At 69.3% G+C, this 13,979-nt stretch carries 9 protein-coding genes; 4 read left to right on the top strand and 5 right to left on the bottom strand.

Annotated elements, in window-relative coordinates:
• Positions 1 to 180 precede the first annotated feature (180 nt).
• Positions 181 to 1,191: a zinc-dependent alcohol dehydrogenase family protein gene (locus OZ403_RS11700; protein ID WP_268784237.1), complete on the bottom strand. Its 1,011-nt coding sequence runs from the start codon at positions 1,189 to 1,191 to the stop codon at positions 181 to 183.
• A 230-nt stretch (positions 1,192 to 1,421) separates the two neighbouring features.
• Here OZ403_RS11700 and dusA point away from each other — a divergent pair, with 230 nt between their 5' ends.
• The gene (gene dusA, locus OZ403_RS11705) at positions 1,422 to 2,420 is read left to right on the top strand and encodes a tRNA dihydrouridine(20/20a) synthase DusA (RefSeq protein WP_140797846.1); all 999 of its coding nucleotides are present in this window, start codon (positions 1,422 to 1,424) and stop codon (positions 2,418 to 2,420) included.
• Between the two features lie 316 nt (positions 2,421 to 2,736).
• Here dusA and OZ403_RS11710 read toward each other — a convergent pair whose 3' ends face one another.
• Positions 2,737 to 3,453: a tetratricopeptide repeat protein gene (locus tag OZ403_RS11710; RefSeq protein ID WP_140800653.1), complete on the bottom strand. Its 717-nt coding sequence runs from the start codon at positions 3,451 to 3,453 to the stop codon at positions 2,737 to 2,739.
• A gap of 10 nt (positions 3,454 to 3,463) precedes the next feature.
• A complete protein-coding gene (locus tag OZ403_RS11715) occupies positions 3,464 to 4,993 on the bottom strand; it encodes an acetyl-CoA hydrolase/transferase C-terminal domain-containing protein (protein ID WP_140789532.1) in 1,530 nt (509 codons plus the stop codon).
• 211 nt (positions 4,994 to 5,204) lie between these two features.
• On the opposite strand from OZ403_RS11715, the gene OZ403_RS11720 reads away from it, so the two are divergent.
• Positions 5,205 to 7,418 (top strand): M3 family metallopeptidase, encoded by a 2,214-nt coding sequence (locus OZ403_RS11720; RefSeq protein WP_268784238.1) that lies wholly within the window; start codon positions 5,205 to 5,207, stop codon positions 7,416 to 7,418.
• A gap of 21 nt (positions 7,419 to 7,439) precedes the next feature.
• Here OZ403_RS11720 and thiD read toward each other — a convergent pair whose 3' ends face one another.
• Both thiD and OZ403_RS11730 read right to left on the bottom strand, forming a co-directional pair.
• Entirely contained in the window at positions 7,440 to 8,258 is an 819-nt protein-coding gene (thiD, locus tag OZ403_RS11725; protein ID WP_140853746.1) for a bifunctional hydroxymethylpyrimidine kinase/phosphomethylpyrimidine kinase, read from the bottom strand.
• A 40-nt stretch (positions 8,259 to 8,298) separates the two neighbouring features.
• Positions 8,299 to 10,089 (bottom strand): glycosyl hydrolase family 18 protein, encoded by a 1,791-nt coding sequence (locus OZ403_RS11730; RefSeq protein ID WP_268784239.1) that lies wholly within the window; start codon positions 10,087 to 10,089, stop codon positions 8,299 to 8,301.
• Between the two features lie 190 nt (positions 10,090 to 10,279).
• Here OZ403_RS11730 and OZ403_RS11735 point away from each other — a divergent pair, with 190 nt between their 5' ends.
• Both OZ403_RS11735 and OZ403_RS11740 read left to right on the top strand, forming a co-directional pair.
• Positions 10,280 to 11,740 (top strand): M20 family peptidase, encoded by a 1,461-nt coding sequence (locus OZ403_RS11735; RefSeq protein WP_174258720.1) that lies wholly within the window; start codon positions 10,280 to 10,282, stop codon positions 11,738 to 11,740.
• Between the two features lie 244 nt (positions 11,741 to 11,984).
• The gene (locus tag OZ403_RS11740; protein WP_140789541.1) at positions 11,985 to 13,739 is read left to right on the top strand and encodes a DUF4215 domain-containing protein; all 1,755 of its coding nucleotides are present in this window, start codon (positions 11,985 to 11,987) and stop codon (positions 13,737 to 13,739) included.
• Positions 13,740 to 13,979: the final 240 nt, after the last annotated feature.

The following is a 13,979-nucleotide window of genomic DNA, read 5'->3' on the forward strand; positions in this document are numbered from 1 at the left end:
CGTTCTTGAGGGCGGTTGACATGTCTGTCACGCACCCTTGGCGCGCCCGTGACTACCCTATGTGGAGAGAATCTCCAGCCTTCCTTTCTGCTTGCCTGTGGCTCCCACCCTCGCTAGGGCGCGCCCGCTTGGGGCAGAGGGGGGAGCCAGGGCTTGCCAGCTTGCTCGTGACCCGGCCGCTCAGACGGCGATGACAATCTTCCCGAAATGGGCGCCGGACTTCATGTAGCGCAGGGCCTCGCGCGCCTGCTCAAAGGGGAAGCTCCGGTCGATGACGGGCTTGAGGCGGTGCTCGGTGAGGAGCCGGTTCATGTCCTCGAACATGGCGCGGCTGCCCACGTAAGTCCGCTGGACGTCGAGCTTCTTTGGCTCCACCAGGGCGGGGTCCGGCCTGGCGAAGCCGCCGCTGAGCATGCCGATGAGGGAGATGTGGCCCCCGGGCTTCGTGGCCCGGACGGAGCGGGGGAAGGTCTCCTCGCCGGCCACCTCCAGGACGTGGTCCACGCCCTGGCCGTCCGTGAGCGCCAGCGCCTGCTCCTCCCAGTCCGGGTGCTTCTTGTAGTTGATGGTGCCATCCGCACCCAGCCTCCGGGCGTGCTCCAGCTTCGCGTCCTGGCTGGAGGTGATGAGGACGCGCGCCCCCAGCGCCTTGGCCAACTGGAGCGCGAAGACGGACACGCCGCCGGTGCCCTGCGCCAGCACCGTCTGGCCCGGCTGGAGCCGCCCTTCGGCGACCAGCGCGTTCCAGGCGGTGACGGCGGCGCACGGGAGGGTGGCGCCTTCCTCGAAGGACAGGTGGTCAGGGAGGAGGACGAGCCCCTCCGCGTCCACGACGACGTACTCCGCGAGCACGCCATCCACGCTGCCACCCAGGGCGTTCCGTGTCTTCTCCGGGGAGGGCGGGCCGTCCGTCCACGTCTGAAAGAAGGTGGGGGCCACGCGGTCACCCGGCGTCACACATGAGACGCCGGGGCCCACGGCCACGACTTCTCCCGCGCCGTCCGACACGGGGATGAGGGAGGCAGGGCGCGGTCCGGGATAGCGGCCCAGGGCGATGTAGAGGTCCCGGTAGTTGAGGGACACCGCGCGGATCCGGACCAGCGCCTGGCCGTGGCCCGGCGTGGGCTCCGGCCGCTCCACCTGCACCCATGCGTCGGCGCTCCCTGTCTGCTGCAGTTCGTAGGCTTTCATGCGGGCATGACTATCCACGGACCGTCAGGGCGGCCAGACAACCATGCGGGAAGGGCTCGCTGGCTGGGTGGATTTGCCCGGAGTGAAATGGTTCGCCGTGGGCGCCTGCCCGGTGGCCAGGGAAGAGGGGCGGCAAAGGGGTGGGCAGGGGCGGAAAACCCGGCTACATGCTGGCGGCAGGGGAGCGGCCCGCCGAACGGGACGCTCCGGCTGCTGCCCCGGGTTCTCGCATGATGCCGACTCATCCCATGCCGCTGTCTGTCGCGCCGATGATGGACTGGACGGACCGCAACTGCCGGTACTTCCATCGCCAGCTCAGCCGCCACACGCTGCTGTACACGGAGATGGTCACCACGGGCGCCATCCTGCATGGCGACCGGGAGCGGCTGCTGGGCTACGACGCCGCGGAGCACCCGGTGGCGCTTCAGCTTGGCGGTTCGGAGCCGGCGGCGCTCGCCGAGTCGGCCCGCATTGGCGAGCAGTGGGGGTACGACGAAATCAACCTCAACGTGGGGTGCCCGAGCGACCGCGTCCAGTCGGGCCGCTTCGGCGCGTGCCTGATGGCGGAGCCGGACCTGGTGGCTCGGCTGGTGGGGGCGATGCGAGAGGCGGTGAGCATCCCGGTGACGGTGAAGTCGCGCATCGCCATTGACGAACTGGAGGAGTGGCCGACGCTGGAGGGCTTCATCCGGACCGTGTCGGCGGCGGGGTGCACCCGCTTCATCGTGCACGCGCGCAAGGCGTGGCTCCAGGGGCTGAGCCCCAAGGAGAACCGCGACGTGCCGCCGCTGCGCTACGACCTGGTCCACCGGCTCAAGGCGGAGTTCCCGCACCTGGACATCAGCATCAACGGCGGCATCAAGACGCTGGACGCCGCCGAGGAGCAGCTGCGCCATGTGGACGGGGTGATGATGGGCCGCGCTCCGTACGAGAACCCGTACCTGCTGGCCGAGGCCGACCGCCGTTTCTTCGGCGCCACCACGCCGGTGCCGCAGCGGCATGACGTCGTCGAGGCCATGCTGCCGTACATCGAGAAGGCCATGCTGCGCGGCGCTCCGCTGGGCGCCATCACCCGGCACATGCTGGGGCTCTTCCAGGGACTCCCGGGGGCGCGCGCGTGGCGCAGGCACCTGAGTGAGAATGCCCACAAGCAGGGCTCGGGGCCGGAGGTCGTCGTGGCGGCGCTGGCGAAGGTGCGGCGCGAACCCGAAGCCGACGTCGCGGCCTGACGGGGGAGCCTCACCCCGACACCAGAGGGAACCGCAGGCTCGAGCCGCTTCCTTTCGGCCCGGCATGCGATTCCCTCTGGCCCACCGCCGCGCTCGGCGTGGTCCGCTCCCTCGTGAAGCATCCCGCCACCACCGTGGTCCCCAAGCACCGCTCCAAGTCGGCGCTCTCACGGGGTGTCAGGCATTGCTTCGGCGCACGGCCCCACTTGCGAGCACCCCGCCCCTCCGGGTGCATCAGGCCCGGAATCAGCACCCGCGGCCGGAGCCGCGGTGTGCATGGCGATTCTTGTCGCATGCCGTGGCCGCGAAGGGCCCGTCATGGTTTGCGCATGGTTCCTTCACGAAGCGCGTCCAGCAGCGCGGGCGGGTCGCCCTCGCGGAAGGCGGAGAGTCCCGCCTCGAAGTCCGCGCGCGCACCGTCCACGTCACCTTGCCGCTCACGCAACACGCCGCGCGCGTGCAGCAGCTCCGGGTCCACCTCGTCGCCCGTCTGGGACGCGAGCGCCTCGGTGAGGTCTTTCGCCGCGTCGTCCAGCCGCCCCAAGCGGGCCCGAGCGGCGGCGCGTTGCTGGAGCAGCCACGGGTTGCCCGGGGCCTCCTCAATCGCGAGCGTCCAGTCCCGCTCCGCCGCTTCAACCCGGCCCAGCGCCTCCAATGCTTCGGCGCGCTTCATGTGCAGCACCAGGGCCTTGCGGTAGCCCGCCGCGACGAGCGCGTCGAAGTCCGCCACCGCGTCTTCATGGCGGCCCAGGCGCGACAGGCACAATGCACGGTGCAGCCGGCTGGTGAGGTGGCCGGGGGCCAGCGCCAGCACGCGCTCGTACCACTCCAGCGCCTCGGCGGGGACGCCGCCCCAGATGGCCAGCGTCTGCGCCAATTCCAGCAGCACGCGCGCCTGGCGGGGATGGGCCTCCGCCAACGCCCGTGCGAGCGCGAGGGCGGACGTGTACCGCCCGCTTCGTCGCAGGCGGTCCACCTCCCGCAGCTGGGCGGCCAGCTCCGGGGGACAGGCTTCGCGGCCGTTGCGCTCCACCGCCGGTGTCTCAGCCGTTCTGGGGGAAGGCACGCGTCGCCGCGTCGTAGTCCGCCCACCAGCCCTGGAGCACCTTCATGTCGGTGGCGCGCGGCTCGTCGCCGGGGCCCGCCATGTCCAGGTACGCGTGCAGCAGCGGCCGGAAGTAGGGGTGCGCGCAGCGGTCGATGATGTCCTGGGCGCGGCGCTTCGGCGAGCGGATGTCCATGTTGAGCGCGTAGCCCTGCTCGGTGACGACGCACTTGATGTCGTGCTCGGTGTGGTCGATGTGCCGCACGTACGGCATGACACAGCTCACCGTGCGGCCATCCCGCAGCTTTCGCGTGGACGGCGTGTGGACGATGCTCAGGTACGCATTGCGGAAGAAGTCACCCGAGCCGCCCAGTCCATTGACGATGCGCGAGCCGTCGATGTGCGTGGAATTGACGTGCCCGTAGATGTCCACCTCGATGGGGGTGTTCATCGCGATGACGAAGAGGCGGGAGATGATCTCGGGGCTGTTGGACAGCCACATGGGGCGCAGCACCAGCCGGTCCTTGCTCCGCTCGAACATGTCGAGGAAGCGCTGGCGGCCCTCGGAGGAGAAGGACACCGCGGTGGCGGACGCGTATTCGAACTTCGCGTCGTCCTCCACGTAGCGCAGCATTCCGTCCTGGAAGACCTCGGTCCAGAAGCGGATTTTCTGGAAGGGCGAGTCGTAGAGCTGGCCGATGATGGCGTTGGCCACGTTGCCCACGCCGGACTGGATGGGCGGCAGGCGCTTGCCCCATTGGTACTGCTCGCGGCAGCGCATCAGGAAGTCGATGACGTGCTCCGCGATGCGCTTGGCGGTGTCATCCGCCGCCTTGAAGGGCACCGGGTGGTCGGGCGTGCGGGACTCCACCACCGCCACCACCTTGCTCACGTCGAACTCCACGTAGGGGTTGCCGATGCGGTCCCTCACGTTCACCAGCGGCAGCGGCCAGCCCACGTGCGGATGGACGGCGGGCAGGACGATGTCGTGGAAACCCGTGTAGTCCGGCCCGGAGGTGTTGACCTCGAGCACGATCTTCTTCGCGCGTGCGAGCGCCTCCGCGCTGATTCCCACCGACGACGTGAGGACGACGCTGCCATTCTTCCGGATGCGCGACACCTCGACGATGGCCACGTCGATGTCGCCATAGAAGCCGTACATCAGGTTGCGCGCGAAGGCGGACAGGTGGACGTCCGTGAAGTCCATCTCCCCGGCGTGGATGCGGCGCCGCGAGGCAGGCGAGGACATGTACGGACCGCGCTTGGCGATGAAGGGCGCCATGGGGCCCTCCACGTCCTCGGACAGGGACGCGCCCGACAGCAGGGTGATGCGGGCGTCCGGTGCCGTCTGGGAGAAGTGCCAGGCAAGCGCCGGCAGGAACGTCTTCGGCTCACCCGACTTGGTGAAGCCACTGATGGCCACGGTGTTGCCGTGGACGACGTGCTTCACCGCCTCTTCGACGGGGACGACCTTCGCCAGCAACTCGGCGTTCTCGATGCGGTCCTTCAGCGTGCTCGTCACGGTCATTCCTGGAGGGTGAATGCTGTGGTGGGAGGGGCGCTCGCGCGCGCCACATGGGTGTAACACACCGCGTTTTTTCCCGTGGCCACGGTGTTGGCCGGGAACAGATGAGCAGGCATGCATGTTGGTGCGCCCGCGATTCCGTCCCCCGGTTCGCGGCGGGATACCGTTAGGCTCCGCCCCTCTTCAGCCCCTTTCGTCGGGAGACATCCTCTACATGCGTAAGCTCTTCTTCGCTGGCGCGGGCATGGCCGTACTCGTGTCCGCCGGCTGTGCGACGACCTCGCAGGAGTCCCAGAACATGGCCACCGCGCCTCAGACGACCGCCCCCGCCGCGCCGGCTGCTCCGGAGCAGGCCAACCCGCTGCTCGCGAAGTGGACGGGCGCCCATGGCGGCGTGCCGCCGTTCGACCAGGTGAAGGTGGAGCTCTTCAAGCCAGCGCTCGAGGCCGCGATGGAGCGGACGCGCGGCGAGCTGGCGGCCATCGCCAACGACACCTCGGCGCCCACGTTCGAGAACACCATCGTCGCGCTGGAGTCCGCCGGCAAGACGCAGGGTGACGTGGAGACGCTCTACGGCATCTGGAGCTCGTCCATGAGCGGGCCGGAGTTCCAGGCGCTGGAGCGGGAGATGGCGCCGAAGCTGGCCGCCTTCGACGACGAAATCTTCCAGAACGAGGCGCTCTTCCGCCGCATCGAGGCGGTGTACCAGTCGCCCGACAAGTCGAAGCTGACGCCCGAGCAGCAGCGGCTCACCTGGCTGCACTACACGCGCTTCGTCCGCTCCGGCGCGAAGCTGGACGCTGCGGCCAAGCAGAAGCTGGCGGCCATCAACCAGCGGCTGGCGTCGCTCTACACATCCTTCAGTCAGAACGTGCTCGCGGACGAGGAGGGCTACACCGTCGTCCTGGAGTCCGAGGCGGACCTGGCGGGCCTGCCGGACTCCGTGCGCGCGGGCGCCGCCGCCGCGGCCGAGTCGCGCGGTGAGAAGGGCAAGTGGATCATCACCAACACGCGCTCCTCCATGGAGCCGTTCCTGACGTACTCGTCGCGGCGCGACCTGCGCGAGAAGGTCTGGCGCAACTACGTCAACCGCGGTGACAACGGCGACGCGCGCGACAACAACGTCATCATCGCCGAAGTCCTGAAGCTGCGCGCCGAGCGCGCCACGCTGCTGGGCTACAAGACGCACGCGCACTGGCGGCTGGAGAACGCCATGGCCCGCACGCCCGAGCGCGCCATGGAGCTGATGGAGGCCGTCTGGAAGCCCGCGGTGGCCCGCGTCCACGAAGAGGTCGCGGACATGCAGCGCGTGGCCAACAAGGAGGGCGCGAAGCTCAAGATCGAGCCCTGGGACTACCGCTACTACGCGGAGAAGGTCCGCAAGGCGAAGTACGACCTGGACCAGAACGAGGTGAAGCCCTACCTCCAGATGGAGAAGCTGCGCGAGGGCATGTTCTGGGTGGCCGGCGAGCTGTTCGGCTTCTCCTTCACGCAGGTGAACGACGTGCCCGTGTTCCACCCCGACGTGCGCGTCTGGGAGGTGAAGGACCAGGCCAGCGGGCGTCACGTGGGCCTGTGGTACTTCGACCCATACGCGCGCAAGGGCAAGCGCTCCGGCGCGTGGATGAACGCGTACCGCAGCCAGGAGCGGTTCCGGGGTGAAGTCACCACCATCGTCTCCAACAACTCCAACTTCGTGAAGGGCCAACCCGGCGAGCCCGTCCTCATCAGCTGGGAGGATGCCTCCACGCTGTTCCACGAGTTCGGCCACGCGCTGCACGGCCTCAGCTCCAACGTGACGTATCCGTCGCTGGCCGGTACGGCGGTGGCGCGCGACTACGTGGAGTTCCCCTCGCAGCTGCTGGAGCACTGGCTGTCCACGCCCGAGGTGCTGAACACCTACGCGCTGCACTACCAGACGGGGAAGCCCATTCCCCAGGCGCTGGTGGACCGCATCGAGAAGGCCGCTACCTTCAACCAGGGCTTCGGGACGGTGGAGTACCTGTCCAGCGCGCTGGTGGACATGAAGCTGCACCTGGCGGGGTCAACGCCCATCGACGCGGACGCCTTCGAGCGCGACACGCTCAACGCGCTGGGCATGCCGAAGGAAATCGTCATGCGGCACCGCACGCCGCAGTTCGGCCACGTCTTCGCGGGTGACGGGTACTCGGCGGGCTACTACAGCTACCTGTGGTCGGACACGTTGACGGCGGACGCCTACGAGCGCTTCACCGAAGGCAAGGGCGCCTACGACAAGGACGTGGCCGCGCTCCTTCGCAAGCACGTCTTCTCCGTGGGCAACACGCTGGACCCGGCCGACGCGTACCGCGCCTTCCGGGGCCGTGAGGCGGGCATCCAGGCGCTGATGCGCAAGCGCGGCTTCCCCGTGCCCGCCGCGCAGGTCGCGCCGAAGAAGGCCGCGAAGTAGTCGCCCGGTGACGGGCCCGGGCTACCCCTCCAGCGGGAAGAAGTGGCTGAAGGGGCCCGGGCCCTTGCCCAGGGGCAGGGGGTGCTCCAGCGCGGCGGTGACGTAGTCCTTCGCGCGCCGGGTGGCCTCCAGCGGCGTCTGCCCCAGCGCCAGGTGCGCGGCGATGGCCGCCGACAGCGTGCAGCCGGTGCCGTGGGTGTTGCGCGTGTCCACCGCGCGCAGGTGCAGCGTCTCCATGCGCTCGCCGTCGAACCAGACGTCGGTGCCGCGCAGCGCGCCCGTCATGCCGCCGCCCTTCACCAGCACCGCCTGGGGGCCGAGCCGGTGGATGCGGCGCGCGGCCTCCTGCATGTCCTCCAGCGTCTCCAGCTTCATGCCGGCGAGCAGCTCCGCCTCGTGCCGGTTGGGCGTGGCCACCGTGGCCAGGGGCAGCAGCAGCTCCTTGAGCGCGCCCACGGCCGCGTCGTCGATGAGGCGCGCGCCGGCGCGGGACACCATGACGGGGTCCACCACCAGTGGGCCCAGGCCCAGCGCGCGCAGGCGCCGCGCCACCGTGGTGATGATGGCCGGATTGACGAGCATGCCCGTCTTCACCGCGCCCGCGCCGATGTCGGAGGCCACGGCGTCGATTTGCGCGGCGACGGCCTCGGGGGGCATCACGTCCACGCGGGTGACGCCCTGCGTGTTCTGCGCGGTGATGGCCGTCAGGGCGCTGGTGCCGTGAACGCGGTGGAAGGCGAAGGTGCTCAGGTCGGCCTGGATGCCGGCGCCGCCGCCGCTGTCGGAGCCGGCGATGGTGAGCGCGGTGGCCACGGACTTCGAAGTCTCCATGGCCGCCATGGTGCGGGAGCGGGCGCTCCGCCGCCAGTGCTTCCCGCGCTCACGGGTCCAGGAAGGCGTGTTTCACCGCGTCCAGCAGCGGGTCCCTGTGGCCGTTCGTCGGCTGAAGGAAGTGCCCCTGGCTGATGGTCCAGATGATGGCGCCGCCCAGGTTCTTCTCGCGCGCGTACTGGCCCTTGACGGCGATGGAGCGCGGGTCCTCGTAGGAGACGTAGTTGCAGAGCCCCGGGCCGTGGCCGGTGGGGAACGACAGGTAGGGAACCTTGGCCACGTCGTCCCAGCGGCTGGCGTCCGCACGGTAGTAGTGCGTCATGATGTTGGTGTAGCTCATGAAGTTGTCACTCTGGCCCTCGAAGACACCCTCACGGCCATCCAGGGGCGTGTTCGGCTCCGTCACGCCGCCCCAGCACGTCCCGAAGAAGCCGATGCCCACGCCCAGCCGTCCCGCGGGCACGCCCGCGTCCAGGTAGCCCTCCACGGAGTGCGAGACGGAGGTGGGGTGGAGCTGCGAGTGGCCGTAGAGCGGACTGGAGTGCCAGCTCTCCCAGCCGCCCCAGTGGCCGCTCATCTTGTAGGACATGATGTTGAGCTGGTCCACGCGCGACGCCAGCTGCTTCATGAAGTCAGCGCGATGACGGCTCATGTTGAAGTTGGAGTTCAGCCAGTCCACCGGCACCGTGAGGATGATGTTCGGCCGCGCGGCGCGCAGGCCCTCCAGCAGCGCGAGCAGGGGCTCTCCGTCATCGGGCGCCATGGGCGCGCCTTCCGGGATGTCCGCGGCCAGGATGATGGGCTCCCAGTCCACGTCGATGCCGTCGTAGCCCAGCTCGTCCATGAGCTGGATGATGTTGCGGATGAAGTGCGCACGCTGGGCCGGGGACGCCGCGCGCACGAAGTTCTCATGCTCGCCGAAGCCGCCGAGCATCAGCAGCGCCTTGCGCCCTTGCTGGTGCGCGCGCGTCGCCAGGGCCTTGGCCATGGCGCGGCCGTGGCTGTCGTCGATGTTGGCGTCGAAGTTCGCGTTGAGGGTGCCGTTGGGGTTCGGCTTGACGCGGCCCACGACGAGGTGGGTGATGCCCGCCAGGTCCACCGCGTCCACCGGCTGCATCCACAGCTGGTAGCCCACGAAGTAGCCCGTCACCCATTCGGTGGGCTCGCCCCCGGCGCGGGGCTGGATGGTGTTGGCGACCGCGAAGGGGCCTTCCCCCTTCTCGTTGGTGGCCGCCACGGTGATGCGGTACGGCACGCCGTTGACCAGCCCGGGGATGACGGCGCTCGCGGCCGGCGCGTCCACCGTCACGGAGACGCCCCCAGGCTCCGCCGTCAGCCGGTATTGGTGCAGCGGCCGGCCACCGTAGCTGGCCGGAGCCAGCCAGCTCACGAAGGCGTGGCCGTTGCCCGGCGTGGCCCGGGCGCCACGGGGCTGGCCCGGGACGGTGGGGTTGGAGATGGAGAGGCCGGGCTGCGGCGTCACCAGCTCCGACTGCACGGAGGCGGGACCTTCCCCGTTGATGTTCACCGCCGCGACCTTGAAGGTGTACGCGAAGCCGTTGTGGAGGCCGCGCACGGTGGCCTGGAACTCGTCCGACGTGACGATGGCGCCGCCACAGGCGGGCTCACATCGCACGATGTAGTACATGACCGGGTGGCCGCCGTCGCTCGTGGGCGGCAGCCACGTCACCAAGGCCTCGGAATCGGCCGCCTGGGCCGTGGCCGCACCCGGGGCCCCTGGAAGACCCGGGTCCTCCGCACCTCCACCGGTGCAGCCAGCCAGTGTCCCCAGCACCAGGCCAAGCCAGAGCTGTCTCCACACCGTGGACGGCTTCTTCACTGCACACCCCCTGCGACGATCCGCGTCATCTACACGACTTGTGTTTCGCGGTGAAGGTGGAAAATGGTTGCAATGCTGTAAATCTGTAATTCGTGGAGACGGGGCCTGCCGTGGGGCTCTGCCCTGGAGAAGCAGTGGGGTGGCGGGCCGCCTTTGCTAGCGTGAGGCGCCCCCACCGCGAGTCTTGCCGATGAAACGCATTCTCTTGTCGTTGTTGGTTGTCGTCGTTGCCCTCGCGGGGGTTCTCCTCACGAAGGCTTTTCGCTTCACCTCGCGGCAGGTCCAGCCGGAGGCGCCCGCGGAGTTCACCGTGGACGCCGATGCCGCCGCGGCCCGGCTGGGTGGTGCGCTGCGGCTCAAGACGCTGGCGGCGGCGGAGGGGCAGCCCGCGGAGGATGCAGCCTTCGCCGCGCTCCACGACTACATGCGGGAGCAATACCCCCGGCTCCACCAGGTGCTGAAGCGCGAGCCCGTGGGGGCGCACTCGGTGCTGTACACCTGGACGGGGACGGACGCGTCGCTGCGCCCGGCGCTGCTGCTGGGGCACCTGGACGTGGTGCCCGTTGCGCCCGGCACGGAGGCGTCCTGGACTCACCCGCCCTACAGCGGGCTGGTGGCGGACGGCTATGTCTGGGGCCGGGGCGCGCTGGACGACAAGGGGAGCGTGTTCGGCATCCTGGAGTCGGTGGAGGCCCTGCTCGCGGCGGGCTTCCAGCCCAAGCGCACGGTGCTGCTCGCATTCGGTGGGGATGAAGAGGTGGGTGGGCGCGAGGGCGCGGAGGCGATGGCGAAGCTGCTCCGCGAGCGGGGCGTGACGCTGGAATCCGTACTGGACGAGGGCGGGATGATTGTGTCCGGCACCGTGCCCGGCGTGGCCTCACCGGTGGCCCTGGTCGGCGTGTCGGAGAAGGGCTTCGCCAGCGCGGAGTTGGTGGCGGATGGCGAAGGCGGCCATTCGTCCATGCCGCCGCCCCAGACGGCCGTGGGCGTGCTGAGCCGCGCCATCTCCCGGTTGGAGGATGCGCCCATGCCCGCGAAGCTGCGCGGTGGCAGCCGGGCCCTGTTCGAGTTCGCGGGGCCGGAGATGGGCTTCGGGATGCGCACGCTCTTCGCCAACCTGTGGCTGTTCGAGCCGCTGGTGCTGCGCCAGCTCACCGCGAAGGCCACCACCAACGCGGCGGTGCGCACCACCACCGCGGCCACCATGTTCGAGGGCAGCGAGCGCGACAACGTGCTGCCAGCCCGCGCCCGCGCGGTGGTGAACTTCCGCATCCTCCCGGGAGACTCCGTGGCGGGCGTGCTGGAGCACGTGCGGCGCGTGGTGGATGACCCGCGGGTGAAGGTGAGCACCCTGGGCTTCATCAGTGAACCGTCGCCCGTGTCGCGCATGGACTCCGAGGCGTGGGCGCAGCTCCAGCGCAGCGTGCGCCAGGTGTTCCCCGACGTCGTCGTGGCCCCGTACCTCATGCTGGGCGCGACGGATTCGCGGTACTTCACCGGGCTGAGTGAGAACGTCTACCGCTTCATGCCGCTGCGCCTGGACGGCGCCGACCTGTCACGCCTCCACGGCAAGGACGAGCGCGTGTCGGTGAAGGGCTACGCGGACGCGGTGCGCTTCTATGCGCAGTACGTCCGCAACGTGGCCCAGTGACGCCGGTGGGAACGGGTTGAATGGCCCGCACGAGACGTGTGAGCCCTGTGACTCACGCCGCTTCCGGCTTTCTACGAAAGTGATGTTTCGGGCGTTGTTATCGTGAATGTAAATGTGCGCAGGAGACGGGGAGCACATGGAAAGTCCGTTCTGCCTGCACATCTGTGCGCCGTCTGCACCTCGCATCCGTCGACTTGCCGTGACGCGTTGACAGCGGTGCGAAGCACTTTCAGCATTTGTTCCCATGGTGAACCCCCATCGCAGATCTCGGCTGGCGAGCGCGTTGCTCGCATCTCTTCTCTTCACATTGGTGGCCTGTAACGGCGGGGGAGGTTCGGCGAAGCCCGATGCCGGCACCGGCCCGAACATCCCGGACGGGTCGACGCCGGATGCTGGCGACGACTGTGGTGACGGCCAGCGCCAGTCCGGCGAGGCCTGTGACGACGGCAACAGGGTGGACGGCGACGGCTGTAACGCGACGTGCACCACGGTGGAGGGCGGGTTCATCTGCGAGGTGCCGGGAGCGCCGTGCGTTCGCTTGATGAACTGCGGAGACGGCCGCGTCGAGGACGGCGAGGAGTGCGACGACCGGAACCTGGTCAGCGGTGATGGTTGCAACGGGAGCTGTCGGATCGAGAGTGGCTGGGCGTGCCCTGCCCAGGGTGGCCGCTGCCGCGCCAAGGAGTGCGGTGACAACATCATCGCCGGTGATGAGGAGTGCGAGGACGGCAACACTACTCCGGGCGACGGCTGCAGCGACGTCTGCCGGCTCGAGGACGGCTGGAAGTGCCCGCCGGGTCAGCCGTGCAGCCGCACCACCTGTGGTGACGGCATCACCGAGGGCACCGAGCAGTGCGACGACGGCAACACCGTGATGGGTGACGGCTGCTCGCCGCTGTGCACCAAGGAGCCCCGCTGCTCGGATGGCAACTGCGAGGAGACGTGCGGCGACGGGCTCATCCTCCCCAACAGCGCCGTGGAGGAGTGCGACGACGGCAACACGCGCGCCAATGACGGCTGCTCGCCGGACTGCAAGCTGGAGGATGGCTTCGCGTGTGTGCTCGTCACGCAGGAGCCGCCGGCGCAGGTGTCCATCCCCGTCGTCTACCGTGACTTCCGCGGGTACGACCTGCCGGCCACCGGCGACCTGCCGCGTGGACACATCGACTTCCAGAACAAGAATGCGGGCCGTGAGGACGGCATCCTGGAGAACCGCCTCGACGCGAACGGCCGCCCCGTCTACGCGAAGGAAGGCCAGCCGTCGAACAACACCAACGGCCGGGCCGCGTTCGACCAGTGGTACAAGGCCGTGGACAAGGTCAACAAGACCATCGTCGGCAGCTTCGTGCTCGACCGCCAGCAGAACGGCTCCTACGTGTTCGACAACGAGTACTTCTTCCCGCTCGATGACGAGCCGCTCTACAGCGGCGGCTGGGTGGCCGCGGGCTTCGAGTCGACGCGCGAGGACACCATCGGCCAGCAGCGCAACTTCCACTTCACCAGCGAGGCCCGGTACTGGTTCGCGTACAAGGGCACCGAGGTGCTGACCTTCCGCGGTGACGACGACGTGTGGGTCTTCGTCAATGGCCGGCTGGCGCTGGACCTGGGTGGCGTGCACGGCCCGGCGTCGGGCACCATCAACATGTCGAGCCAGGCGAGCTCGCTGGGCCTGCGGCTGGGTGGCATCTACGAGGTCGTCGTGCTCCAGGCTGAGCGTCACACCCACGGTTCTTCGTACCGCCTCACGCTCAACAACTTCCTCACCGCCCGCACCGAGTGCACCGCCACCTGCGGTGACGCCGTGGTGGACGAGGAGGCCGGCGAGGAGTGCGACGACGGCGTCAACGCAGGTGGCTACGGTGAGTGCGGCCGTGGCTGCCTCTGGGGCCCTCGATGCGGCGACGGCGAAACCCAGGAGGACGAGGGCGAGGAGTGCGACGACGGCAACACCGTCAGCCGCGACGGTTGCAGCTCGACGTGCCGGCTGGAGATTGGCTGAGCCCGTCGTCCTGAGGTGAAGGTCGAGGCGCCGCTCCGGAAGGTTCGTCCTTCCGGAGCGGGGCTTCCCTGAAATCGCTGAGTTCGTGCTGCCAAGGGAGCAGGCAGCCTCCGCTGGACGGGCGTCTGCTATCGTCCGCGCGCCCCATGGCCTCCCGTTCGTTCGCGCTTCCGCTGTGCCTCGCGTTGCTCGTGCTCGCCGCTCCGGCACGGGGGGCGGTTGTGCGCCCGGGGTTGCCTC

The sequence above is a fragment of the Myxococcus sp. NMCA1 genome (assembly GCF_026810205.1).
Taxonomy (GTDB): Bacteria; Myxococcota; Myxococcia; order Myxococcales; family Myxococcaceae; genus Myxococcus; species Myxococcus xanthus_A.